Source organism: Mesoterricola sp. MK458 (genome assembly GCF_055384935.1).
In genome coordinates this window covers 2,054,940-2,080,218 of sequence record NZ_AP045075.1, presented here as the reverse complement: position 1 = coordinate 2,080,218, position 25,279 = coordinate 2,054,940, and the positions used below count along the sequence as shown (strand labels likewise).

18 protein-coding genes and 1 tRNA gene are annotated in these 25,279 nt (G+C 70.3%); 8 read left to right on the top strand and 11 right to left on the bottom strand.

The features are described from left to right. Positions 1-234 precede the first annotated feature (234 nt). From ACZ5LB_RS09155 to ACZ5LB_RS09145, 3 genes are read left to right on the top strand one after another with little or no spacing between them, the layout of a single operon-like run. Positions 235-510, top strand: a complete 276-nt coding sequence (locus ACZ5LB_RS09155; protein WP_464605887.1) for a ComEA family DNA-binding protein — start codon at positions 235-237, stop codon at positions 508-510. Then, positions 507-983 (top strand): hypothetical protein, encoded by a 477-nt coding sequence (locus ACZ5LB_RS09150; RefSeq protein WP_464605886.1) that lies wholly within the window; start codon positions 507-509, stop codon positions 981-983. The genes ACZ5LB_RS09155 and ACZ5LB_RS09150 overlap by 4 nt, the downstream gene beginning before the upstream one ends. Before the next feature lies 1 nt (position 984). Continuing rightward, on the top strand, positions 985-1,671 hold the full coding sequence (locus tag ACZ5LB_RS09145; protein WP_464605885.1) for a JAB domain-containing protein: 687 nt from the start codon (positions 985-987) through the stop codon (positions 1,669-1,671). A 4-nt stretch (positions 1,672-1,675) separates the two neighbouring features. Here the strand turns inward: ACZ5LB_RS09145 and gndA are convergent, their stop codons facing one another. From gndA to ACZ5LB_RS09125, 4 genes are read right to left on the bottom strand one after another with little or no spacing between them, the layout of a single operon-like run. Then, positions 1,676-3,064, bottom strand: a complete 1,389-nt coding sequence (gene gndA / locus ACZ5LB_RS09140) for an NADP-dependent phosphogluconate dehydrogenase (protein WP_464605884.1) — start codon at positions 3,062-3,064, stop codon at positions 1,676-1,678. Continuing rightward, entirely contained in the window at positions 3,057-3,713 is a 657-nt protein-coding gene (locus ACZ5LB_RS09135; RefSeq protein ID WP_464605883.1) for a 6-phosphogluconolactonase, read from the bottom strand. The genes gndA and ACZ5LB_RS09135 overlap by 8 nt, the downstream gene beginning before the upstream one ends. Then, positions 3,706-5,145 carry a glucose-6-phosphate dehydrogenase gene (zwf, locus tag ACZ5LB_RS09130; protein ID WP_464605882.1) on the bottom strand — a complete coding sequence of 480 codons (1,440 nt, stop codon included), beginning with the start codon at positions 5,143-5,145 and terminating at the stop codon, positions 3,706-3,708. The genes ACZ5LB_RS09135 and zwf overlap by 8 nt, the downstream gene beginning before the upstream one ends. 3 nt (positions 5,146-5,148) lie before the next feature. Further along, positions 5,149-6,966, bottom strand: coding sequence for an ABC transporter ATP-binding protein (locus tag ACZ5LB_RS09125; RefSeq protein WP_464605881.1), 1,818 nt, complete (start codon positions 6,964-6,966; stop codon positions 5,149-5,151). A 108-nt stretch (positions 6,967-7,074) separates the two neighbouring features. Between ACZ5LB_RS09125 and ACZ5LB_RS09120 the strand changes: the two genes are divergently transcribed. Next, the gene (locus ACZ5LB_RS09120) at positions 7,075-7,602 is read left to right on the top strand and encodes an adenine phosphoribosyltransferase (protein ID WP_464605880.1); all 528 of its coding nucleotides are present in this window, start codon (positions 7,075-7,077) and stop codon (positions 7,600-7,602) included. 391 nt (positions 7,603-7,993) lie between these two features. On the opposite strand, the gene ACZ5LB_RS09115 is transcribed toward ACZ5LB_RS09120, so the two are convergent. Continuing rightward, the gene (locus ACZ5LB_RS09115) at positions 7,994-10,528 is read right to left on the bottom strand and encodes a DEAD/DEAH box helicase (RefSeq protein WP_464605879.1); all 2,535 of its coding nucleotides are present in this window, start codon (positions 10,526-10,528) and stop codon (positions 7,994-7,996) included. 57 nt (positions 10,529-10,585) lie between these two features. After that, a complete protein-coding gene (locus ACZ5LB_RS09110) occupies positions 10,586-11,473 on the bottom strand; it encodes an aldo/keto reductase (protein ID WP_464605878.1) in 888 nt (295 codons plus the stop codon). Positions 11,474-11,671: 198 nt separating this feature from the next. Between ACZ5LB_RS09110 and ACZ5LB_RS09105 the strand changes: the two genes are divergently transcribed. Next, complete coding sequence (locus tag ACZ5LB_RS09105; RefSeq protein WP_464605877.1) at positions 11,672-12,799, top strand: NHL repeat-containing protein; 1,128 nt, start codon at positions 11,672-11,674, stop codon at positions 12,797-12,799. A gap of 74 nt (positions 12,800-12,873) precedes the next feature. Here ACZ5LB_RS09105 and ACZ5LB_RS09100 read toward each other — a convergent pair whose 3' ends face one another. Then, positions 12,874-17,247: a putative Ig domain-containing protein gene (locus tag ACZ5LB_RS09100; RefSeq protein ID WP_464605876.1), complete on the bottom strand. Its 4,374-nt coding sequence runs from the start codon at positions 17,245-17,247 to the stop codon at positions 12,874-12,876. A 205-nt stretch (positions 17,248-17,452) separates the two neighbouring features. On the opposite strand from ACZ5LB_RS09100, the gene ACZ5LB_RS09095 reads away from it, so the two are divergent. After that, positions 17,453-17,833 (top strand): PilZ domain-containing protein, encoded by a 381-nt coding sequence (locus ACZ5LB_RS09095; RefSeq protein WP_464605875.1) that lies wholly within the window; start codon positions 17,453-17,455, stop codon positions 17,831-17,833. Between the two features lie 23 nt (positions 17,834-17,856). After that, the gene (locus tag ACZ5LB_RS09090) at positions 17,857-19,743 is read left to right on the top strand and encodes a HEAT repeat domain-containing protein (RefSeq protein ID WP_464605874.1); all 1,887 of its coding nucleotides are present in this window, start codon (positions 17,857-17,859) and stop codon (positions 19,741-19,743) included. Here ACZ5LB_RS09090 and ACZ5LB_RS09085 read toward each other — a convergent pair. Both ACZ5LB_RS09085 and ACZ5LB_RS09080 read right to left on the bottom strand, forming a co-directional pair. After that, complete coding sequence (locus tag ACZ5LB_RS09085) at positions 19,709-21,208, bottom strand: sigma 54-interacting transcriptional regulator (RefSeq protein ID WP_464605873.1); 1,500 nt, start codon at positions 21,206-21,208, stop codon at positions 19,709-19,711. The two genes, ACZ5LB_RS09090 and ACZ5LB_RS09085, sit on opposite strands and share 35 nt — an antisense overlap. Positions 21,209-21,347: 139 nt before the next feature. Next, complete coding sequence (locus ACZ5LB_RS09080) at positions 21,348-21,503, bottom strand: hypothetical protein (protein ID WP_464605872.1); 156 nt, start codon at positions 21,501-21,503, stop codon at positions 21,348-21,350. Between the two features lie 234 nt (positions 21,504-21,737). Between ACZ5LB_RS09080 and ACZ5LB_RS09075 the strand changes: the two genes are divergently transcribed. After that, entirely contained in the window at positions 21,738-23,069 is a 1,332-nt protein-coding gene (locus ACZ5LB_RS09075; RefSeq protein ID WP_464602688.1) for an IS701 family transposase, read from the top strand. 192 nt (positions 23,070-23,261) lie between these two features. On the opposite strand, the gene ACZ5LB_RS09070 is transcribed toward ACZ5LB_RS09075, so the two are convergent. Together ACZ5LB_RS09070 and ACZ5LB_RS09065 are read right to left on the bottom strand one after the other, a co-directional pair. Then, positions 23,262-23,352 (bottom strand) — tRNA-Ser (locus ACZ5LB_RS09070). Positions 23,353-23,403: 51 nt separating this feature from the next. Beyond that, positions 23,404-25,227, bottom strand: a complete 1,824-nt coding sequence (locus tag ACZ5LB_RS09065) for an AMP-dependent synthetase/ligase (protein WP_464605871.1) — start codon at positions 25,225-25,227, stop codon at positions 23,404-23,406. Positions 25,228-25,279 lie beyond the last annotated feature (52 nt).

Genomic DNA, 25,279 nt, shown 5'->3' with positions numbered 1-25,279 from the left:
TTCAAGATAGCGGTTATCGGCGCGCCCGGTAAGTGTCATGTGAAAGTTTCAGTGTCGTTGCCTGATAACACAAGGGCATTCCCCGCCACCAGGGAATTTGCGCGGGGCGAGCCTGGGGCGGCCGTTTGCGGAAGGTGACAGCCTGAAGCGACGATGGCCGGGAAGATCCTCCGGTCCAGCGGATGCCCTCCGGCATGGCGTTTGATTCAGCATGGGGCAGTTTCCGGGAGCCCCATGAAAGCCCTGCTTCTCTCCTGCTTCCTCGCCCTCCTCCCCCTCCACGGGGGCAAGCCCAAGGCGCCTGCCGAGCCCGTCGACCTGAACACGGCCACGGCCACCGAACTCATGCAGCTGCCCAGGGTGGGGGCCCGCACGGCAGCCCGGATTCTGGAGTACCGGAAGACCCACGGCCCCTTCCGCAAGCCCGAGGAGATCATGAACATCAAGGGCATCGGCGAAAAGGCCTTCCTGCGCCTCCGGGCCCACATCCGCACGGCGGACGCGCCGTGAGGGCCCGGGGCCACACCCTCCTGGAGGCCGTCCTGGTCCTGGGCCTGCTCGCCGTCCTGGGGGCCGCGGGCAGCCTCGCCCTGGACCGGCGCGGCCCGTCCCTGGCCCTCCTGGCCGCCGACCTGCGGGGCGCCCTGGACCAGGCCTTCCTGCTGGCCCGGGCCCGGGGAAGCGACGTGCGGCTGGCCCTGGGGGGCCCGGGCGGCGACGTGGAGCCGGTGCGCCTCCCCCGCGGCGTGCGGTGGGGCCTGCCGCGCGCGGGCGTGTCCATCCCGGCGGGCAAGGACCCGCCCCGCAAGGCCCACCTCACCGGTGCCGCCCACCCGGTCATCACGGTCACCCCGCGGGGCACCGCCACCTCCGGCGTCTGGTACCTCACGGACGGCCGGGACGCCCTGTGCCTGAGCCTTTCCGGCCGGGGGGACGTGCACCTTCTGCGCTGGCGCCGGGACCTCCGGCGCTGGGTCGGGTGAGATGCGCATCACCGACCTCTCCCCCCACCAGCGCCCCCGCGAGCGGCTCATGGCCGGCCTGGGGGAGGAACTGGGCGACGCCGAGCTCCTGGCCCTGCTCTGGGGTTCGGGCATTCGCGGAACGAGCGCGGTGGAGCTGGGGCAGCGCATCCTGTCCGCCTGCGGGGGCCTCTCGGGGCTCCTGCGGCTTGGGCTGAAGGACTGGGCCGGGTACCCGGGCATCGGCCCCGCGAAGGCGGGCCAGCTCTGGGCCAGCCTCGAGCTGGCCCGGCGCGCGGGGCGGGGACAGGACCCGCTGCGCCTCCTGTCGCCCCAGGCGGCGGGGACGTATCTTCTGGCGCGGTGCCAGGGCTGGACGGAGGAGCGCTTCGGCCTCCTGGCCCTGAATTCCCAGGGCGCCCTCATCGCCGACCGCATCCTGAGCCAGGGGCTGAGCAACGCCACCCTGGTGTCCCCGCGGGAGTTCTACCGGGAAGCCCTGCGCTACGGCGCGGTGACGGCCATCGCCTACCACAACCACCCGGGCGGCGGCGTGACCCCAAGCCGCGAGGACATCGCGCTCACCCGGCGGCTTCGCGAATCCGGGAAAACCCTGGGGGTGCCGCTGGCCGACCACCTGATCCTGGGAGCGGCCACGTTCCACAGTTTCCGGACCCAGGAAGGGTGGGGCCAGGATGGCGCGGGATGAGGGCTCAGGGCCAGACGGTGTGGACTTTCTGGCCCGGCTGGTCGAAGCGTTCGTAGGTGTGGGCGCCGAAATAGTCCCGCTGGGCCTGGATCAGCGATGCGGTTCCCCGGGCCGTGCACAGGGTGTCGAACCAGGAGAGGGAGGCCGAAAGGCCGGGCACGGGAAGGCCGGCGCTCACCGCCGCGGACACCACCCGGCGCCAGGCGGGCTCCCGGCGGCGCAGCTCCTCGGCGAAATGGGGCGCGAAGGCCAGGAGGTCGGGGGCGGGGGTGTGCAGGAAGGCCGCGCGCACGTCCTCCAGGAACCGCGCGCGGATGATGCAGCCGGCGGTCCAGATGCGGGCCATTTCCGAAAGTTCCGTGCCGTAGCCGTGGGCGGCGCTGGCGGCGCGCAGCAGGTCGAAGCCCTGGGTGTAGCTGGCGATCTTGGCGGCGTAGAGGGCGTCCCGCAGGTCGTCCAGGGGAAGGGAGGGCAGGGCGGCGGGCTCGGTGGGGAAGAGGGCGGCCCCCGCGAGCCGGCGCGGCCGGTCGGCGCTGAGGCTCCGGGCCTCCACGGCCGCCGCGATGGTGGGGATGGGGACGCCCGCTTCGGCCGCGGCCAGGACGGTCCAGGCGCCGGTGCCCTTCTGGCCCGCCTGGTCCAGGATGGCGTCCACCAGGAAGCCGGAGCTCTGGGGATCGGGGGTTCGCAGGATGCGGGCGGTGATCTCCACCAGGTAGCTGTCCAGTTCGCCCCGGTTCCAGTCCTCGAAGACCTGGGCGGCGTCGGGCGCGCTGAGACCCAGGCCCCGGCGCAGGAGGAACGCGGTCTCCGCGATGAGCTGCATGTCCCCGTACTCGATGCCGTTGTGGACCATCTTCACGAAGTGGCCCGCGGAGCCCGCGCCGCAGTAGGCCACGCAGGGGCCCGAGGCGCTCCGGGCGGCCATGGCCTCCAGGCAGGGGCGCAGGGTCTCGAAGGCCGCGGGGTCCCCGCCGGGCATGATGGCCGGGCCCTTCAGGGCGCCCTCCTCCCCGCCGGAGACGCCCATGCCCAGGAAGGACCAGGCGCGCGGGGCGCGGATGCGGCGGTCGGTGTCGGTGAAATGGCTGTTGCCGGCGTCGGCCAGCACGTCGCCGGCCTCCAGCAGGGGGTCCAGCTGCGCCAGGACGGCGTCCACCGCCGGGCCGGCGTTCACCATGAGGAGGATCTTCCGGGGGCGGGCCAGGGAGGCCACGAAGGCCTCGGGGCTCCCGGCCACCGCGATGGCGGCCTCGGGATGGTCCTCCGTCAGCCTTCGGCCGGCGGCGGGGTCGCGGTCGTAGCCGGCCACCGCGTACCCGCGGCTGGCCAGGTTCCGGGCCAGGTTGGCGCCCATGACGCCCAGTCCGATGACGCCGATTTCGCTAAGCATGGGTGTCTCCTTCCAGATCGGTCACGACGGTCAGGCCCCGGAAGCCGCTGGCGGGCAGGGCCGGGTCCCCCCGGAGCAGCCGGCGCAGGGCCGGCGCCTTGGCGGGGCCCCAGGCCACCAGGATGGCCGCGGGGGTCTCCGCCAGCAGGTCCCGGCCCAGGGTCATGCGGCCCGGGGGGGGCTTGGGGCTCCCGTCCACCGCGTGGACCCGCTCCGGGGGCCAGGGGCGGCCGGGAAAGAGCGAGGCCGAATGGCCGTCCTCCCCCAGGCCCAGGAGGAGCACGTCCAGGCCCCCGCCGAAATCCGCATCCAGGGCCGCCTCCACCCGGCGGCAGGCCTCGGGGGCGGTTTCCAGGTCCAGGTAGAGGGGCAGTTCGGCCCCCGGGGGGTCCGCGGGGTCCAGGTGGCCCTGGCGGTAGGCTTCGCCCCGGTTCGAATCGGGGTCGGCGAAGGGCACCCGCCGCTCGTCCACCCAGGTGAGGCGCACCTGGCCCCACCGGGGCCCCAGGGCCCGGCGGGCCAGGCCCAGCACCGCCGCGGCGCTGCCGCCCGAAACCCCCAGGCGCGGCCGGGGCAGGGCGGCGAGGGCCTCGCACAGGAGGGCCGCGGCCGTCGCCGCGGGGGTGGCGGTGCGGACCACCTCAGCCACGGGACCAGCCCCCCTCGCAGCCGTGGAAAAGGCGGTCCGCCTCCGGGGGCCCCCAGGAACCGGCGGGGTAGTCCAGGAGGGGCTGGGCCGGGAGGGCGTCCACGGCGCTCCAGGCGGCCTCCACCTCGTCGTTCCGCAGGAAGAGGGACGGGTCGCCGTTGATGGCGTCCAGGAGCAGGCGCTCGTAGGCGGGCGCGGTCTGCGCGCCGAAGCGGTCGCGGTAGTCGAAGGCCAGCTCGGCGGGCGCCATGATCATGCCGGGCCCGGGCACCTTGACCCCGAAGCCCAGGGACAGGGCCTCCCGGGGCTGGATGCTGAGGGTCAGGTGGTTGGGGCGCAGCTGGCAGGCCAGGCCGTCCACGACTGGGGGCTGGGCGCAGGTGTCGAAGAGCTGGATGGGGGGCACCCGGAACTGCACCTTCACTTCCGTGAAGCGCTTGGGCATGCGCTTGCCGTGGCGGAGCAGGAAGGGCACGCCCCCCCAGCGCCAGTTGGCCACCTCCGCGCGCAGGGCCACGAAGGTCTCGGCGGTGGAATCCGGGCCCACGCCTTCCTCGTCCAGGTAGCCCGGAACGGAGCGGCCGTTCGCCTCGCCGGCGGCGTACCGCGCCCGCACGGGGGGATCCTCCAGGGGGAAGCGCAGGGCCTTGAGGGCCGCCACCTTCTGGTCGCGCAGGGTCTCGGGGTCCAGGGAGGACGGGGGCTCCATGGCCACCAGGGCGAGGATCTGGAGCATGTGGTTCTGCACCATGTCCCGCAGGGCGCCCACGGCGTCGTAGTAGCCGGCCCGGCCCTTCTCCACCCCCAGTTCCTCGGCCACGGTGATCTGGACGAGCTCGATGTGCCGGCGGTTCCACAGGGGCTCGAAGATCGCGTTGTTGAACCGGAAGGCGAAGAGGTTCTGGACAGTTTCCTTACCCAGGTAATGATCGATGCGGTAGATCTGGGATTCCTCCGCCACCCGGTGCAGGGTCTGGTTCAGGGCCCGGGCCGAGGCCAGGTCGTGCCCGAAGGGCTTCTCCACGATCACCCGGCGCCACGGCCCGCCCTGGAGCAGCCCGGAGGCGCCCAGGTTCTCCATGGCCGGCACGAACAGGTCGGGCTTCAGGGAGAGGTAGAAGAGCCGGCCCGCGGGGGCGCCCCCGGCGAGCTCGTCCAGGCGCGTGCGCAGGGGCCCCAGGCCGTCGGCGGCGTCGCCCCGCACGTAGTGGACGCGGCCGGCGAAGGCCTCGAAGGCCCCCCGCTCCCCGGGGTCGAGGCGCGCGGCCAGGGCGTCGCGGAATTCGGCGTCCGAATAGGGCCGGCGGGCGACGCCCACCAGCTGGAGGTTGGCGGCGCCCTTGGACGCGATGGCCAGGAGCGCGGGCACCAGCTTGCGCGCCGCCAGGTCTCCGCTGGCCCCGAAGATGACGATCTGGACGAGCTGTTCCATGGCCTACGCTCCCGCGACGCCGGGCACCGTGAAGTCCTCGCCCGGATTGATGAACTGGTCCAGCTCGCTGCTCTGCTGGCGGTCGTGGAGCTGGCGGTAGCGCCCTCCCAGGGCCATGAGCTCGGCGTGCGCGCCCCGCTCGACGATCTCGCCCCCTTCCACCACGAGGATGAGGTCGGCGGTCTCGATGGTGCTCAGGCGGTGGGCGATCACGAAGGTGGTGCGTCCGGCCCGCAGCCGGCGGAGGCCGTCGCGGATCATGGCTTCGCTCTCGCTGTCGAGGCTGGAGGTGGCCTCGTCCAGGATGAGGATCCTGGGATCGGCCAGGATGGCCCGGGCGATGGCCACCCGCTGGCGCTGGCCCCCGGAGAGCTTGACCCCACGCTCGCCCACGACGGTGTCGTAGCCGTGCTCGAAGCGCCCCACGAACTCGTCCACGTGGGCGATGGCGCCCACCGCCTCGATCTCGGCCCGGGTCGCGCCGGGCCGGGCGAAGCCGATGTTGTCGGCCACCGTGCCGTCGAAGAGGAAGTTGTCCTGCACCACCACGCCCAGCTTGGAGCGGTAGTCCCGCAGCCGCACCGAGTCCACGTCCCGACCGTCCACCAGCACCCGGCCCCGCTGGGGGTGGTTGAAGGCCATGAGGAGCGAGATGATGGTGCTCTTGCCCGAGCCGCTGGAGCCCACGAAGGCCACGGTGGAGCCCGCGGGGGCGACGAAGGAGATGCCCTTGAGCACCGGGGTGTCCTTCTCGTACTCGAACCACACGTCGCGCAGCTCCACCTGCCCGTCCATGGCCGGAAGGGGCGCCCGGGCCAGGTCCTCCTGGTCCTCGGTGGGCATGTCCAGGGTCTCGCGGATGCGGTCCAGGCCCGCGAAGGCTTCGCTCACCTGGGTGCCGATGTTGGCGATCTGCACCACGGGCGCGGCCAGGAGGCCCACGAAGAAGGTGTACATGATCAGGTCGCCCAGGGTCATGCGCCCGGCGAAGATGGCGTTGCCGCCCACCACCATGATGAGGACCCCCACCACCCCGATGATGGCGGTGGAGAAGGCCGCGATGGCGCTGGTGCCGGTGATGGTGCCGGCCACGTTGCGGAAGAGCTTCTCGGCGCCCTCCGCGAAGATCCTCGATTCCCGTTCCTCGGCCACGTAGACCTTGAGGATCCGCACGCCGCCCACGGATTCCCCCAGGCGGCCGGTGATGTCGGCGGTGAGCTCGCTGCGCTTGCGGAAAAGGGGCCTGAGGTGGTTGAAGGCCAGGGCCATGGCGCCCCCGAAGGCGGCCAGGAACACCAGGGTGCCCAGGGTCAGCCTCCAGTTCAGCCAGAACAGGACCCCCAGGGCCAGGATGGCCGTGAGCACGCCCCCCGCGAGCTGGATGAGGCCGGTGCCCACCAGGTTCCGGATGCCCTCGGCGTCGTTCATGACCCGGGCGATGACGATGCCGCTCTTGGTGGTGTCGAAGTAGCGGATGGGAAGGCGCAGGATGTGGTCCTGCACCCGCTGGCGCATGTCCATGATGGCCCGCTGGGCGGCCACGGACACCACCTGGGAGTTGGCGTAGCCCGCCAGGGCCTGCACCAGGGTGGCCGCGCCCGCCGCCAGGGCCAGGGGCAGGAGGAGGTGGCTGTTGTGCCGGCCGATCACCTCGTCGATGAGGTATTTCGTGCTGGCCGGCAGTACCAGGCCCGCCAGCCGGCTGACCACCATCAGCGCCATGCCCACCGCCAGGGATTTCCGGTGGCGGTAGAGCAGCTCGCGCGCTTCCTTCCAGGCCCTGCGGGTGTTGATCTTGGTGGGAGGCTTGGGATCGGCCATCAGCTGCTTTCAAGGTAGGTCAGCTTCCATGTAACCACGAACCGATGGGCGGTGGGCCAGGAAGGAATCAGGGATACCATGGTCGTTTCAACTTCCCCCGGATTCCCCATGACCCTCAAATCCCTCATCCGAACCATTCCGGACCACCCCAAGCCGGGCATCCAGTTCCGGGACGTGACGACCCTGATGAAGGACCCCGCCGGGTTCGGCCGCGCCATCGACCTCCTGGCCCAGCGCTACGGGGGCCAGGAGATCCGGCTCGTGGCCGGCATCGAGTCCCGGGGCTTCATCGTGGGCGCCGCCCTCGCCCACCGCCTGGGGGCCGGCTTCGTGCCCATCCGCAAGAAGGGCAAGCTCCCCGGCCCGGTCATCCACGAGGACTACGCCCTGGAATACGGCACAGACCGGGTCGAGATGCACGTGGACGCCATCAACCCCGGGGAGCGGGTGCTCCTGGTGGACGACCTCATCGCCACCGGCGGCACCGCCGAGGCCGCGCTGAACCTCATCGCGAGGCTGGGCGGGGTGGTGGTGGAAACCGCCTTCCTGGTGGACCTGCCCGACCTGGGGGGGCGGAGGCGCCTGGAGGCCCTGGGGCAGAAGGTGTTCTCGCTTACGGAATTCGAAGGGGACTGAGGGGGGATTTTAAAAGGTACAAATGAAAAGATGGGTTGAAATCCTGGTTCAAGGATTGTGAACCGGGATTTTGGTGGCGGAGGTTGGGCTCTTGACGGATTGTCCGGAGCGGATTGGTAGGACCAGCGAAAAGCCTAAACGCAGAGGCGCAGAGGGCTCGCAGGGGCGCTGGGAAAAGAAAATGATGAGCCTTGCGTGCCGTTCATGCATTAATTTGAACACCCAGCGCCCCAGCGAGATCTCTGCGTCCCAGCGTTTGGTCTTTCTGTTTCGTATGCGAGCGGCGACGGGTTCGTGCATTGACGTAAGGCCTTGGCTGGAAGCAACATGGGCCGGATCGATCGGGTATTGGCCATCCCCCTTCAGATATTAGAATCAGCCTCTTTTTCTTTTACCGGTAAGTACCCAGGCGTTCCAGGGTCATCACCGGTTCCCCGGCCTTGCGCGAGGCGTCCAGGTCCACCTGGAATTCCGCCACCCAGTCGTTGTCCCCGGCCTCGTCCACCAGCATCTGCTGGACGCGCCAGCCGGGGAGGACGTAGGTGTGGCGCAGGTTGCGGCCTTCGGCATCCAGGCGGGGGCCCCGGTGGTCCATGCGGTAGGCTTCGGCCAGGCTCTTGAGGCGGTCCGCGGTCCAGGGCTCGCCTTCGGCGTCCGCGGCCTCTCCCGGTCCGGCCAGGAGGGCCGCGGCCTCCTCCCAGTCGCCCACCACCAGGCTCCGCAGCCACGTGAAGATCCGGTTGCGCACGGCGGCGGTGAAGGCCTTGGGGTCCCGGGTGATGTCCAGGGCGGCCTCCTCGGCGCCGGGGGGGCGCAGTTCCGGGGCTTCGCCGGGGCGGTAGCCGCCGTCGCGCATCTTCTCCCACTCGTCCAGCAGGCTGGAGTCCACCTGGCGCAGCATGGCGCCCAGGTAGAGCTCCATCTCCCGCACCTCCTCGGTCTTGGCCGCGTCGGGCACGGTCTGGGCCAGCACCTTGAACACGCTGTTCAGGTGGCGCAGGAGGAGGCCCTCGGAGCGCTGGATGTCGTACTCCCGCACGTAGTCCGAGAAGGAGCGGTAGTCCTCGAACATCTCCCGGGCGATGGACTTGGGGCGGATGTTCTCCTCGCCCACCCAGGGGTGCTTGACCGCGAAGGCGTTGAAGGTGCCGTAGATGAAGTCGCGCTGGGGCTTGGGGTACTCGAGCTTCTCCAGCTCGGCCATGCGCTCCTCGTACTCGATGCCGGCCATCTTCATCTCGGCCACGCGCCTTCCCTTGAGGCGGTCCAGCTGCTTGCGGAGGATGACCTCGGGGTTCTCCAGGATGGATTCCACCAGTGTGATGAGGTCCAGCGCGTACTCGGGGCCCTCGGGATCCAGGAGCGGGATCGTGTCCAGCAGGTAGAGGCTGAGGGTCTGGTTCATGGAGAAGTCGTCCTGCAGGTCCACGTTCACCCGCAGGCCGTGGCCCTCGCCCGTGAACTCCACGATGCCGCGGTCCAGCAGGGCGCGGAACAGCTGCCAGGCGCGCCTGAAGTGGCCGGCGCGGGCGCGTTCGTTGTCGTGGCAGCTCCGGATGAGGCCCCGCATGGCGGCGCAGCCGTCGCCCTTGCGGGACAGGACGTTGAGGAGCATCCCGTGGCTCACCTGGAAGCGCGACACCAGGCGCTCGGGTTGGGCCACCACGAGCCTCTCGAAGGTCTGCTTGTCCCAGTTGGTGAAGTTGCGCTCGGGGGGCAGGCGCTTGGTGAACTTGCGCCCGCCGGCGGCGGCCTTGGCGGCCAGCTTCATGTTCTCGATCCAGTGCTCCGGGGCCTGGGCCACCACCCACCCCACGTCGTCGAAGCCCTTGCGTCCCGCCCGGCCCGAGATCTGGTGGAAGTCCCGGGCGCTGAGGATGCCCGTCTTCTGGCCGTCGTACTTGCACAGCTTGGTGAAGAGCACCGTGCGGATGGGCACGTTGATGCCCACGCCCAGGGTGTCCGTGCCGCAGATCACCTTCAGCAGCCCCTTCTGGGCAAGCTGCTCCACCAGGATCCGGTACTTGGGCAGGAGCCCGGCGTGGTGCAGCCCGATGCCGTGGCGCAGCCAGCGCTTGAGGTCGGGGCCGTAGGGGCTGTTGAACCGGAAGCCTTCCAGCTCCTTCTGGATGGCCGCCTTCTCCTCTTTCGTGCACAGGTTGATGCTGGTGAAGTCCTGGGCGCTGGTGGCGGCCTCGAGCTGGGTGAAGTGCACGAGGTAGACCGGGGCCTTGCCTTCCTCCACCAGGCGCTCCAGGGTGAGGGAGAGGGGCGACTCCGCGTAGGTGAATTCCAGCGGCACGGGCCGGTCCGTGGAACGCACCGCGGTGGTGGGCAGCCCCGTGCGCCGCGTGAGCTCCTCCTCGAAGAAGGTCGTGTCGCCCAGGGTGGCGGACATGAGCAGGAACCTGCACTGGGGCAGGGTCAGCAGCGGCACCTGCCACGCCACCCCCCGTTCCCGGTCGGCGTAGTAGTGGAATTCGTCCATGACCACGTCCCTGATGTCGGCCTCGCCGCCTTCGCGCAGCGCGATGTTGGCCAGAATCTCCGCCGTGCAGCACAGGATGGGCGCGTCCCGGTTCACCGTGGCGTCGCCCGTGCTGAGCCCCACGTTCTCGGGTCCGAACTCCCGGCACAGGGCGAGCCACTTCTCGTTCACCAGCGCCTTGATGGGGCAGGTGTAGACGGACCGCCGCCCCTCGGCCAGGGCCTTGAAGTGCAGCGCCGAGGCCACCAGCGACTTGCCCGAGCCCGTGGGGGTGTTGAGGATGACGTTCCTCCCCTCGAACAGTTCGAGGATGGCGGCCTCCTGGGCGGGGTAGAGGGCCAGGCGCCGGCCTTCCACATACTCCAGGAAGCGCCCGAGCAGTTCGTCGCCGCCGGCTTCTTGGGCCCTGGGAAGGAGGTCGTGGAGGGTCGTGTGCATGGGGATTCCGGGAACGTTGGCGGAGAAAGGGCCTTGTCTACCCTAGCCCATTTCCCACTAGATGAGCCCCGGCCAATCCCGGCCCTTCGCCTGGAACGCGGCCCGGATGGCTTGGGACAGGTCCCCGGGCAGCGGGCCCTGCTCCACGATCGCCAGGTTCCGCTTGAAGTGCTCCAGGTTCCCCGTTCCCACGATGCAGGCGTCCACCCCCGGGGCGTGGGCGGCGAAGCGAAGGGCCACCTCCCCGGGAGACAGGCTTGTGGGGAGCCGGTCCAGGCCCAGGGCGCGCCACCGGTCCCAGTAGTGTCCTTCCGCGAAGGTGTCCGGCCGGGACGCCCGCGTCCACACGGCCCCCGCGAGGGGGCGCTTGGCGATCACGCCCATGCCCCCGGCCGTTAGGGCGGGCAGGCGGCCTTGGAGGTTCACCTGGTCGCAGACGCTCACGGAGGTCTGCACCGAGGCGAAGCGCTCGCACCCGATGGCGAAGTCCAGCTCGGCGTTGTCGCCGGCATAGGCCGCCACCCGCACCTTGCCGGCCCGCACGCAGGCCTCCAGGGCCTCGATGACGTCCCCGCGCTGGAGCACCGGCAGCGGGCAGGAGTGGAGATGCACGATGTCCAGGTGGCCGCAGCGCATGCGGGCCAGGGCCGCGTCCACCCCGGCGAGGATGCACGCCCCGGTCCAGTCCTCGAACCCCGGGATGCCGTAGCCCACCTTGGTGGACAGGATGAACTCCCCGCGCCGGGAGGCCAGGTGGCGCCCGATGCGTTCTTCGGAAAGGCCGTAGCCCCGGGCCGTGTCCACCAGGTTCACGCCCAGGTCGAGCACCGCGTTCAGGAGGACCCCGGCCTCGGCTTCGGTCACGCGGTCGTCGTTCAAGTGCATGGCGCCCAGGCCCAGGGGGGTCACGGCGAGTCCGGTGGTGCCGAAGGGACGGGTCTGCATGGGTGCCTCGGGCTCCAAGGTTACCTGACAGCCCGGGACCGTCCCAGGCCAAGGGGGGATCGCAGGGGCCACATTCACCCGAAGGCTTGGCGGCATTAATTCCCGCCTTCGGCTTGACGCTCGGGAGGAGCCGCCTAATTTGAAGGTGAAATATAAACTAATCATGCAAAGCCATGGTTGCCTTCCTTCGAGAATCCAATGGTCCCCAAGCTCCAGATCTATGCCGGCGACCCGGACCCCCTTCCCGGCGCCCCGACGGCCGTTCGTTTCAGGAACATCCACCGGATCTGCTACCTTGACGACCCGTCCATGCCGGGCGCCATCAACCGGCACTGGGCGGTTTCCGACGACTTCGGGGTCCAGCTCGTGAGCCTGCGGGGGGAGATCCAGCCCTGGCTGGGCGCCGCCACGCGGCAGGCCCATGGGGACCGCGTGCCCTGGGTCCCGGGCGCCTTCCATTGCGAAGGCCTGGCTTCGCGACCTCCCAACAGCCTTCCGGGCAACCCCCACCACCTGGTCTTCAGCGAAGCCCCGGCGGACCCGCGCATGGGGCGGGCCTCCCAGGTGTACGCCCTGGAGCCCGACGGCAGCCGTCGCCTGCTGGCGGGAACCCACGAGTTCGGAGGCATCGCCGACCTGGCCATGGACCGGGAGGGGGCTGTGTTCGTCCTGGACCGGGGCAACCGGCGCGTGGACCGCATCTCGCCCCAGGGCGAGGTCTCGCCCGTGGCCGGGGACGCCTTCGTGCAGCCCATGGGCCTGGCGCTGGATCCCCAGACCGGGGAACTCTACGTCTCGGACTTTGACGCCGTCTACCGGATCCGGCCCGACGGCGACGTGAGGAGGGTGCTGAGGACCGGCGAGGCCCACGGCTCCCTGGGTGCGCTGGAGCCTCCGGTGCACGATCCCGCCCCCCGCATCCCCAGTGATGCCGTCAACGGCCTCTACCGCGCCGGGGGCCTCACGGTGAAAGGCCGGAACCTCTACATCGCCGACACAGGCGCCTGCGCGGTGCGCGTGCTGGACCTGGACACGGGCACGCTCCACACCCTGGCCGGGAGTTCCGGGGAGACCCGCACCCGCCGAGGTCCCATCGGCTACTACAGCCCGGGCAGGGCTCCGGACGAATGCGCCGCCCTCGCCTACCCTTCATGCGTGGCCTTCAGCACCGACGGCATCTGCCTGGTGGGCGCGGGCTCCTGCATCGCCGAACTGGACATGCCCCCCTTCGAGTCCCCGGCACGGGCCGCCTTGCGCGGCAAGCCCGAACTCCGTCGCAACGGCCACCCTGTGGCCCGGAGGCATCCGGAGGGATCCGGCTCCTGAACGGACCCCCTTCACGAAAGGGCCCCGCCTCCTGGATGGAAGCGGGGCCCTTTCGCGTGGGGCCGGGGCGTCCCTTAACGCACCGTTCCGGTCACGGCCAGGGCCATGGGCGCCGGGGGCGAGGTGTCGAGGGGCGATCCGGGGGCGGGGATCGCCTGGCCGATGGGGGTCAGGACCCCGGTGGAGGGGTCGATGGAGAAAACCGTCAGTTCCGGCGTCAGTCCGTTGGTCATCAGCAGGAACCGCCCGGAAGGGTCGACCGCCAAAAGCTTGACGCCCGGGTCCAAAGCCGGGTCGGCGGGGGTGGTCCCCAGGTCGGTGAGGGAGCCGTCGGCGCCGAGGCCCAGCCGGTGGATGGGCACGGGGGGCCCCAGATTGTAGACGGCGGCGAAAAGGAACCGCCCCAGGGGATCCATGGCCAGGCTGGTGATGCCGTCGTTGCCGGGACTGAGGGCCCGGGTGCCCAGGGGCGTCAGGCCTCCGGTCGATGGGTCGATGGCGTAGGACCAGACGGCGTCTCCGCCGAACCCCAGGCCGGAGTTGCCCACGAAGAGATACCGGCCGGAAGGATCCACGCAGATGGCCCTGGGGTTCAGGCCCGCGGGCTGGGCATCTCCCGAGGAGGGCCGGGTGACGTTGCCGCTGGCGTCCAGGACGAACGCGGCGACGCTTCCCGAGGTCGCCGCGAAGAAGAACCGCCCGGCGGGAGCGAAGGCGAGGATCGCGGCCGTACCCGGGGCCGTGGCCGACCCCGCAGGGGCAAGGCCGCCGCCCGAGACGCGGTGAACCTGCAGGTCGGTGGTGGCCTTGTCCGAACTCACGGCGAAGCGGCCTCCGGGTTCGAGAACGAAACTGACGGGCTTGCCGAGGGGCGCGAGGGACGAAGCCAGGGGAGTGAAGGCGCCGTCGTGGATGCTGAAGGAGGAGAAAGGGTCCACCTCGGCCGTGGGAACGAAGTGGGTCACGAAGGCCGTGGCCCCGGTGGGATCGACGGCGATGCCCCGGGGTTTGGGGGCCGCGTCCACGGGCATGCCGGACACCGCGGCGAGGCTCCCGGTGGACCCGTCCAGGCCGTACCCGGCGATGGAGCCGGAGGTGGGGTCGGCCACGTAGACGAAGCCCGGGATCCAGGAGGCTGCGGCCGCGCCCGCGGCCACCGCCAGGGCCCGGCCGTGGCCGCGGCCGCGGATGAGGCTGCCCGAGCCGCTCGCGCGGCCCGCCAGGTTCGTGGCGGCCGGGGTCAGGGCCCCGGAGGCATCCCGGGCGAAGGCGGAGATGGAGCCGTCACCGGCGTTGGCCACCAGGACGAACGCGCCCGAGGGGTCGACGAGGATGCCCTCGGGGCGCATGCCCACGCTGGTGGCACCCCCGGTCTCGGACAGGGTTCCCGAGGCGAAGGCGAAGGTCCGCACCGCCCCCGGGAGGGAGGGGTCGCCGGCCGCGGCCAGGTAGACGGAACCCCCCGCTGGATCGAAGGCCAGGGATGGGATGAGGCCCAACGTCACCGGCAGGCTCCCGGCCAGGGCCAGGGCTCCGGAGGAGGGATCGATCCCGAAGGCCTTGAGCGCCTGGTCACCGATGTCGGCCACCAGGAGATAGGCGCCGCTGGGGTCCGCCGCCACACAGGCCGGTGAGGTGCCCACGGGGAAGGGTGAACCGGAGACGGGCAAGAGGCTGCCTCCGGACCCGATGGCAAAGGCCGAAACCGTCCCTTCCGGGAGATTGGCCACGTAGGCGAACCGGCCCGAAGACTCCAGGGCTATCCCGCTGGGAGCCTTCCCGGTGGCCACCGTGCCCTGGGACAGGAGGGAGCCGTCGTTGCCGATGGAGAACGCTTCAAGGGTGCCGCCGGGGTTGGCCGGTTCGGCGCAGAGGACGTAGAGGAAGGAGCCGCCAGCGTCGAGGGCGAGGGCGCGGGGCTCCACCCCGGTGGGCGTCGTGGCCAGGGCGGTCAGCGAACCATCGGTTCCCAGGCCGAAGGACGAAAGGGTGCCGTCGCCCTGGTTGGCGACGAAGGCCACCCTGCCCTGGAGGTCCACCGCCACGGAGGAAGGCTCCAGGCCCGTGGCCGCCCAGTCCCTGAACCGGAGCTGGCCGGAGACGGCATCCACGGCATAGCTGGTCAGGGCGCGCTCGGAGCCGCTGGCGACCAGGGCGAACCGCGGGTGGAGGCGCGTCACGCTGAGTACGGCCTCCGGGCTGGTGGACGAATCCCCGAGGGCGTCCGTGACCACCGCGGCGAACCTCGCACCCTCGTCGCCGGGTACGGCCGGAGGGGCCAGGTAGGACGTGCCCGTGGCGCCGGGGATGGCCACGCCGTTCTTCGTCCATTGATAGACGAGGGGTGCCGCGCCCGTGGCCGCCACCGTGAAGGCGGCCCTGCGCCCCTCGAAGAGGGTGAGGCTGTCGGGCCCGCGGGTGATCACCGGACCCTCGGCCTCCACCCGGAAGGACAGCTCCGCCGTGGCGGAGCCGCCGGAGTTGGTGGCGGTGACGGTGTAGGTGGCGAGGGCCGCCACGGCGGTCGGGGTCCCGGCGAGGACACCTGAAACCGGGTCCAGGGTGAGGCCCGCGGGCAGGGCGGGGAAGACGGTGTAGGCCACCACGGCTCCGCCTGCGCTGGTGGGCGTGTCCGGAGCGATGGGATGATTGCGGATGTAGGTGGCGGAGGCGTTGGCGTAGGCGAGGCCCGAGGGGGCGGCGTCGTTCACGGTGAGGACGATCTGGGCCTGGGCCGAGCCCCCGGTGTTGGTGGCGGTGACGGTGTACGTGGCCGCGGGGCTCAGGACGGCCGGGGTCCCGGCGAGGGCGCCGGTGGCCGGGTCCAGGGTGAGGCCCGCGGGCAGGGCCGGTGAGATGGCGAAGGTTACCGGCGCACCGCCGGACCAGGCCGGGGTTGCACCGGGGATGGCCACGCCCCGGGTGAAGACCGAGGCGCCGCCGGGGTAGGCCAGGTTGGCGGGAGGCAGGTCGATGATCGTGAGGGTCAGGGTGGCCTGGGCGGATCCGTTGGGCGCGTCGAGCGTGACGAGGTGGACCGTGGCGGGGCTGAGGGCGGCGGGGGTGCCGCCGATGATGCCGGTGGCGGGGTCCATTGTCAGGCCCGCGGGCAGGGGGGGCGTCACGCGGTAGGTGGCTCCGGCGGCGTCGGTGGCCACCGGGATGGCGGGGGTGGCGGCCACCCCCCGGGTGCAGGTCATCGTCCCCCCTGGATAGGCCAAGGTGGGCCGGGTGGCATCAACGACGGTGAACGTCAGGACGGTGCTGGCCGAACCGCCCGTGTTGGTGGCGGTGACCGTGTAGGAGGTCGTGGGCGAGGCGGTCGCCGGGGTTCCGGCGATGACGCCGGTGACGGGATCCAGGGCGAGGCCGGGGGGCAGGGGAGGGGTGACGGCAAATGCGGTGGCGGCGCCCCCGGAGGAGGCGGGGATGTCGGGCGGGATGGCGGTCCCCCGGGTGAATACGGCCGTGGGCGCGCCGTAGGCCAGGCCCGACGGGGGCCGGTCGATGACGGCGAGGGTCAGGGGGGCGGTGGCGGTGCCGACGGCGTTGGTGGCCGTGAGGGTGTAGTCCGTCTCCGGGCTGAGGACGGCGGGCGTGCCGGAGATGAACCCCGTGGCGGGATCCAGGGCCAGGCCTGCGGGCAGGGCCGGCGCGATGGCGTAGGCCTGGATCGAGCCCCCTTCGCTGTCCTGGACCAGTTCATCCATGGGCTCCCCGAGGGTGAGAACGACCCTGGCGGCGGTGAAGGCCAGCCCCGCGGGGGCCAGGTCATCCTCGGCAACCTCGCGGAGTTCCAGCTGGGAGCTGGTCACATCGCCGGTGGCCGGGTCGGTCCGGGCCAGGGTCACGAGGATCCGGTCGTCCGCGGCGCCGAGGGCCTGGACCCGCCGGGCGCTGGCCGCACCGGATCCGCCGTTGAAGAGGGTGATCGTGGGCGTGCCCTGGCCTTTGAGGAGGGTGGCGCCGGAGGCCGTCCAGGCGTAGGTCGCGCCGGGTACGGCGGGCGTGCTGACCGTATCGATCCCCTGGCGTAGCACGGAGATCCGCGGACCCGTCAGGATGGGCCCGGTGCGCACCGGAATGGACAGGGTGCCTGCCGTGGTGCCCCGCCGGGTGGTCTGGGCGCAGGTGAGGGTCAGCGCGCCGGCTTCCCCCGCCTTGAAGGTGATTTCGGGGCCGTTTCCCCCCGCCGTGAGGGTTCCATTGGAGAGGGTCCACGTGAAGGAGGCGCCTTTCAGGGCGGGCACCGAGGCGTGGTATCCCCCCTGGCCAGCCGTGAGGACGGCGGGGGCGGTGATGGCCGGTTCCTTGGGCGGAGCGCCCTGGCGGGGTCCCTGCCTGCCGGGGTCCGCCATGCCCACCCAGCCTCCGGACCCTCCTCCGCAGGCCGTCGCCAGGAGGCAGAGGGTCAGGGCGGTCAGGGTTCGAAACGGCGGGGCGGGCATGGCTTCTCCCAGGCGAAGGGGTGGTGGAAACAATATAAATAAATAATTTTTACCTGCCACCCGGACTTCCTCTCCGCGAAAAGGCACCGGGCTTGAATGCGTCGCAGGGTCCCTGATATGAGCAATACCTATCCATTCCCAGGCCCTTTCCGGGCGCCGGGGTACTGATACCCTTGGACCCTGGATCGCGCGGGAGGGGCCGGGGATGGAAACCGAGGGGCTGGAGCGGCGGCGGTACACGCGCATGAGCACCTCCGGGGGCGCCTACCGTGTGGCCTTCCACATCCACGACCGCATGGTGTCCGGGGCCCGGCTCGCGAACCTCAGCGCCGGAGGGTGCGGGCTGGAGATCCAGATCGCGGATGCCTGGGACCTGGACACCGGCTCGGTGCTGGAGAACTTCTGTCTTTTCCACCCGGACCTCCCCTGCGTGCCGCTGCGGGGGACCGTGGTGCGCCTCCTGGGGAAGGTGCCCGGCAAGACCAGCGGCTACGTTCTGGCGGGGATCGAGTTCACCATGGTCACTCCCTTCGTCCAGGGACTGATCGACGGTCACGTGGAAGCGCACTGCGCCCCCGTGAACTAGGATGAACGTTTCCAGGAGATTGCATGGCGTCGAAGGCACTGGATAACTTCAGGGGCGTCCTCGACCACCTGGACGGGGACGACCGGCAGCACCAACTGGCGTTCTTCCGCTGCATCCTGGAGGCGGGGCCGGACGCGGTGCCGGAACTTGACGGGCGACTGCCCGGGTCCCGGGCGCCCCGGGCCCTGCGCCAACTGGCCATGGAGGCGGCGTTCTACTTCCCCTGGCCGGACTGGCTGGATATCCTCGCCCGCATCCTGCGCTACGAATCGGACCTGGCCATCTTCGAGACGGGCGTCCGCGCCCTTGGCCGCTTGGCCACGCCCGCGGCCATGGATGCCCTGCGCGAGCTGAACACCATGCGCCAGGGGGCCGATTTCAAGGAAATCCTTGCGGAGGTCCTGGCCCAGACGGACCCCCAGGAGGCCTTCAACCACTACCTGGAGCACCTTCTGGAGGGCTCCGCCAACCCCGCCGCCGCCAATGAGGCCGCTCATCGGCTCGCGCCCCTGGTGGGCCCCGCGAACCTCGAAGCCCTGCGGGTGGTGGCCCAGCACCCGGATCTCCTGGTGTTCCGCCACGGCCTCCTCCTGCTGGCCATGGTCCAGACGGCCGAGGCCGCGGAAGGACTCGCGGACATCCTGGAGGACAGCCACCGGGAGGTGCTTTCGGACCGCCTGCTCAAGGAGCAGGTGGCCCAGTTCCGGACCCTGCAGGGGGCCGCCGCCCGCGAGAAGGCCCAGGCGTCCCTGGGGGCGCTGGACGCGGGGGAGGCCCTGGATGCCCCGCCCCTCATCAAACGCTTCCTGGCCGATGTCGTCGCCGCCACGGAGGAAGGCGCCAAGCCCAGCGCCTTGAACGCGGTCATCACCCAGGCGGCGGAGGCCATGCACCAGCGGGCCCGCCGCCTGGGCTTCGCGGTGGACAGTTCGGCCGAGGGCCTCGCGGCCCATGTGAAAAAGGGCCTCATCGACCATGGCCGGGTGCTGGACCTCCTGGTGGAGGCCTTCCGGGAGCAGACCGGACGGGAAGGGGTGGCCCGGGCCCTGGCCCGGCTCGTGCCCGCGGACGCCGGGAAGATCCACCAGCTCATCCTGGACGGTCCGGACGGCGCCCAGCGGGCCGCGGCCGTGGAAGTGCTGGGCGCCCGCCAGGAGGCGGCCCTCCAGCCCGTGCTGCTGCAGGCCTGCCGGGACCCGCTCACGGACATCGCGGACCGGGCCCTGTTCCACCTGGGGCACCTGCCGGGGGCCCTGGACCTGGCCCGGACCCTCCTGCGGGAACCGGCGCCCCAGGACCTCTCCCTGGGCCTGCGCCTGGCGGCCCAGCGGAGGTTTCCCGAGCTGGTGCCGGATCTCCTGGACCTCATGCGGTCCAGCACCCGGGAGGAGACCACCCTCCAGGTCATCGAGGCCCTGGGCGCGGTGGGGGGAGCCGAGGCCGCCGCCCAGCTCCTGGACATGCTCCATTCCGGACAGAGCCTGCGGATCCAGACCGGCGTGGGGCAGGCCCTGGCCGGCCTGGGGGACCCGGACGTGGCCCTCGCCCTGTGCGCCCGGGCCGATGCCATCAAGCTGCCGGTCCTGCACGGCCTTGCCGTGGAGGCCCTGGCGGCGGCCCACGGCGCCTCCGGGCCGGCGCTGGCGGAGCAGAACGGTTCCATGCTCCTGCACCAGGTCCGGGGGGCGTGGGCGGACCGCAATCCCTGGGCGCTGCGGCTGCGGGTGGTGAACGCCCTGGTGGAGATCCGGCTTCCCCATCCGGAAACCTGGTCCGTCCTGGTGGACCTGGTCCGGGACACCCTGACGGAAAAGCGGCCTGCCGGGGCGTGGAGTCCCGACGCGCTGCACGCGGTTCAGGGGGCGGCCAAGGTGTTCATGCGGAGGGCCGCCGGGCTGGAGGAGGGGTGAGGCGGGGCCGCACCCGGCCGTATGCCCGGAGCTTGCGGTACAGGGTGGCGGATCCGATGTCCAGCTGCCGGGCCGTGATGCCCTGGTTGCCCCCGTTGGCCTCCAGCACCGCGAGGATGTAGTCCCGCTCCACCTCCGCCAGGGGCCGGGCGGGGCAGGCCACGGGCGGCGCGGCCACCGGCGGAGCCAGGTCCCCGGGCAGGGCGTCCACCACGGCGCGGTCCGCCAGGGCCGCGGTGCGCTCCATGGCGTTTTCCAGTTCCCGCACGTTGCCGGGCCAGGGGTAGCGCAGAAGCTGCTCCTCCAGGGCGGGGGCCAGGACCCGCCCCGGCGCGCGCAGGCGGGCCGAGGCCTCGGCCAGAAGCTGGCGCGCCAGGGGCAGGATGTCCTCCCGGCGCTCCCGCAGGGGCGGAACCCGCAGCTCCACGACGTTCAGGCGGTAGTAGAGGTCCTTGCGGAAACGGCCCTGGCGGATGTCGGCGGCCAGGTCGGAATTGGTGGCCGCGATGACGCGCACGTCGATGGGGCGGGAGCGGTTCTCCCCCACCCGGCGCACCTCCCGCTCCTGCAGCACCCGCAGGAGCTTGACCTGCATGGCCGGCGAGATCTCGCCCACCTCGTCCAGGAGGATGGTGCCCCCGCCCGCGGATTCGAAGAGGCCGGCCCGGTCCGCCACCGCCCCGGTGAAGGCGCCCCGGGCGTGCCCGAACAGCTCGCTCTCCAGGAGGGTCTCGGTGATGGCCCCGCAGTTCACCGCGATGAAGGGCCCCGCCGCGCGCCGGGAGGCGCCGTGCACCAGGCGCGCGATGCGCTCCTTGCCCGTGCCGCTCTCGCCCGTGATGAGCACCGTCGACTCCACCGGGGCGATGCGGTGGGCCAGGTCCAGCAGGTGGCGCATGGGGGGGCTCTGGGCCACCATGGCCGCGGGCCCCGGCGGAAGCTGGGCCGCCGGCTCCCAGTCCTCCCGGATCCGGCCCTGGAACCGGCACCGGCCGGCTCCTTGGGCGGCGCACCGCTCCTCCCGCACTTCCACGGCGCGCCCCTGGCGCCGGCTGAGGTAGCCGCTGGCCAACCCGCAGATCACCCAGCACGCGGGCACCCGGCTGGGCCCCAGGTGGGCCAGGTGCTGCTCCGCCTCGAATGAGTCCAGGGACAGGAACCGGGCCCCCGCCTGGTTGCCTTCCAGGAAGGCGGGAACCCCCGGCTCCATGCGGAACAGCCCCAAGAGTCCCGGCGTGAAGGGCCCCGCCGCCTCCGGAGCGGCCAGGCGCCACCCCTGGGCGTAGCCCACCCGCGTGAGCAGGGCCCGGGCCTCCTCCAGCCCCGCCTGTTCCACCAGTTCCTTCGTCAGCACGCCCAGGGTGCTGGCGTCCAGGACCACCGCAGGCCGGCCCGCCAGGCGTACCCGCCCCACCGCCGCGTCCACTTCCAACTGGTCATTCATAGGGGTGGGTTCAAAGCTCATTGCGCCTCCTTTTCCGGCAAGGCTGATCACCTCCCTGACGGATGGGCAATAAATAAATAAAATAAGTATTTAAAAATATGAAAGGGGTCAAAAAGGGGGAATTCCCCGTGGGGAATCCATCATAGATGAATGGGCATGGTTATGCAAATTCATGATTCAGGAAAAGAAGCATGATGGCAGAATCATTAACTTCAGAGGCATTTTCTTGATTTTTTCCCGGTTCGCTTCCCATCCATTGCGCACGTTTTTCAAATGACAAGGGTTGACGAACCCCATCCCACTTCATCCCTTGCATCGGCGTTCATCCTTGTTAAGCAGGGCCATCCATGGCCTGGGTAGGCGCAACCCTTACCTGCCTGCGCCGACCCATCCGGTCCTTGGCCCTGCGATCCGGGGATGGACGCCTCTACTGGGGCGCGCGTCTGCCATTCCCGGAATCTTGGATTGGCAGGGGTTATGGATGCTGGGGGGAGGATGTAACCCTCGGTCCCGATGCGGCAGTAGAGATTACGGGGTCTGGAGGTGTCAGATGACCGTACAGGACATCGATCAGGCCAAGGTAGTGGCATTTGCCAGTGCTCTGTTGGTGCCGGCCTTGCGGAAGGCCAACTGGTGGGGTCCGGAGCAAGTCGTTTGCGACTATTGTCGAGGGCTGGCGCTGCCCGGCGAGCGAAAAAGCATGGAGCCCATGGCGGCGCGGCTCGCACCCGGGAGCACCCAGGCCAAGCATGCGTCGCTGCAACGATTCATCACGGATTCCGTCTGGGATCACCGGGCCATTCTGCGCGGGGCCCGGGACTATGCCTTGCCATTTCTGCTCTCCAGGGGTGCCCTGGAAGCCTGGGTCGTGGACGATACCTCCTTCCCGAAACGCGGTTCCTGCTCCGTAGGGGTGGCCAATCAATACTGCGGCGAGCGGGGCATCGTCGCCAATTGCCAAAGCGTGGTTACGATCAACCTTGCCAACCAATTTGCGAGCCTGCCTACCGCCTACCGGCTGTTCCTGCCCAAGGAATGGACGCAGAATTCAGCCCGCCGCCGGATGACCGGCATCCCGGAGGACATGAAGTTCCTTTCCAAGCCGGAGATTGCGCTTGGACTGATCGATGACCTGATTGCAGAAGGAACGGACTTGGCGCCGGTAGTCGCCGATGCGGGTTACGGCGACAGTGGCGCCTTCCGCAAGGGGCTGGCCGATCGAGGTTTGAGTTTCATGGTGGGAGTCCGCTCCAGCATCTTGGTCTGGAAGGAGGGACAAGGTCCGCTGCCACCCCGGCGGCGGAGGCCCAAGCGCGGGAGATACTCGCAATGTTTCAGGCCCAACCCGAAGCAGCCGACCCGAAAGGTCCTGGTCCTGGCCCAGGGGCTACCGAAGACGGCTTGGAGATCCATCGAATGGCGAGAAGGCTCGAAGGGACCATTGACCTCCCGATTCGCCGCCTGCAGGGTTTTGGTGCCGGGGCTCCTGCGCTCCAAGGGCAACTATGTGTTCATCCATCCGGAGCAATGGCTGCTGGTCGAGTGGCCACCGGAGTCTCCCAGCCCGGTGCGGTTCTGGCTCTCCAACTTACCGGCCAACACCTCGTTGCGAGCCCTAGTCCAGGTGGCCAAGCTGCGCTGGCGGGTCGAGCGGGACTACCAGGAATTGAAGGGGGAACTCGGCTTGGGACACTTCGAGGGCCGGACCTGGGCCGGCTTCCACCACCATGGCAGTTGTTGCTTGGCCACCTTTGCGTTCCTGGTCACCGAGCGAGCTCGGGTTTTCCCCCCTACGATTCACGAACTCCTTGGATCTCCGAAACCTCCCTTTCCCGAAGCCCGTTCCTGGCGGACCCCCGCTGGTCCGGCCCGAACGCCATAGCCCGTTTTCCATCCCCACCCTGAGGGCCTGGGTCGCCCGAGAGGCAATCCGAACCTTGCCCTGGTGTCCCTTCTGTGGCCGACCTGATCCTCGACCGCCTCCCGGAATGCCTCGGCCCGACGTAAGAGCTCCCTGACGCCCCAGTAGAGACGCCGATTCCAGGGATGAAGGAGATGAAGCTGGTTTCGGGATTGGCGGAAGGCGAGGGATTCGAACCCCCGGTGGGCTCATCACCCACGCTCGTTTTCAAGACGAGAGCCATAAACCACTCGGCCAGCCTTCCTTCCCTGCATGATGCCACGCCTCCCGTGGGGCGTCCATCGGGGGGCGGGAGCTACGCGTTGGCCCGGTACAGGCTTTCGATCAGGTCCTTGAACGTCTCGTTCACCACCCGCCGCTTGAGCTTGAGCGAGGGGGTCAGGAGGCCGCTTTCGGGCGTCAGCTCCTTCTCCAGGAGGGCGATCTTGCGCACGCGCTCGTAGGCGGGAAGCCGGGAATTGGTGTGGTTCACGCGGGTCATGATCTTGGCGTAGACCCTGGGGTTGGCCAGCATCTCCGCGTCGTCCTTGAAGGGCACCTGCTTGCGGTTGCACCAGTCGCGGAGGGCCGGGAAGTGGGGGACGATGAGGGCGGCGAGGTGGTTGCGCCGGTCGCCCACGACGATGGCCTGCTCGATGTAGGGATCGTCCCTCAGGGCGTTCTCGATGGGCTGGGGCGCCACGTTCTTGCCGCCGTTGGTGACGATGATCTCCTTCTTGCGGTCCGTGATCTTCACGCGGCCCTGGGGGTCGATCTCGCCCACGTCGCCGGTGCAGAAATACCCGTCGGCGTCGAAGACCTCCCGGGTGGCGGCCTCGTCCTTCCAGTAGCCCTGCATGACGTTGGGACCCTGGCACAGGATCTCGCCGTCGGCGGCGAGCTTGAGGAAGGGCCGTCCGTTCCAGGTCTTGAGGATGGGATGGCCCACGTAGCCGGGGCGCACCCGCCCGATCTTGTTGAGGGTGAGGATGGGGCTGGTCTCGGTGAGGCCGTAGCCCTCGTAGATCGGCACGCCCATGGCCCAGAAGAACTCCATGATCGTGGGGTTGATGCCGGCGCCGCCCGTGACGCAGAAGCGCAGGCGGCCCCCGGTCTTGGCCCGGACCTTGGACAGGAGGATGCGGTCCGCGAGCCTCCAGGCCAGGTTGGTGAGCCCCCCGGGCTGCTTGTCGAAGTAGAGGTAGCGCACCACCCGGTGGCAGGTGGAGCGGGCCCAGCTGAACACCATCCGCTTGACGAGGCCGCCGGAGGTGAGGGCGTCCCGCACCTTGGCGTAGATCTTCTCGAAGATGCGGGGCACGGCCATGAGCACGGCGGGCTGAACCTCCAGGAGGTTCTGGGGCAGGCAGATGAGGCTTTCGGCGTAGTAGATGGCGATGCCCAGGTGGAGCATCGTGTAGTGGCCCGCGGTGCGCTCGAAGATGTGGGAGAGGGGAAGCACCGAAAGGCACCGGTCGCCGCGCTCGGGCCGCAGGGCCACGATGGCCACCTCCACCACGGCCTCGATGTTCGAGGCGAGGTTGCCCTGGCTGAGCATCGCGCCCTTGGGGTCGCCCGTGGTGCCGGAGGTGTAGATGAGCGTGAGAAGGTCGGCCGGGACGCGTTCGGCCGCCCAGGCCCGCACCTCGGGCCGGCGCGCTTCCAGGGCCTCGCCTTCGGCCATGAGGGTGTCCCAGGGAAGGCAGTCCAGCCCGTGGGGCTCCGCGGGGATCCCGTCCAGGATGACGACGGTCTCCAGTTCGGGGAGTTTCTCGGAGCAGGCCTTGATCTTGGCGAACTGGGCGCCGTTGGAGGTGAGGATCCAGCGGGAGCCGCTGTGCTGGAGGATGTAGGACGTCTGGTCCGCGGTGAGGGTGTGGTAGATGGGCACGCTCACCACGCCCAGCAGGGCGCACGCGAAGTCCATGATGGCCCAGGCGGGGCGATTGTCGCAGAGGATGCCGACCCGGTCCCCCTTGCGCAGTCCCCGGGCTTCCATGGCCAGGCAGATCCGCTCGACCTTCGCCTGCAACTCCTTGTGGGAGATGGGCTTGTAGGCACCTCCCACCTTGGAGGCCAGGGCATCGGGCAGGTCGTACCTCAGACTTTCATAAAACAGCTCTGCGATGGTCTGGACCAAAGGGGGGACTCCGGGGAAATGGCAATGCGCATGTTAGCAGATGCATTTCCGG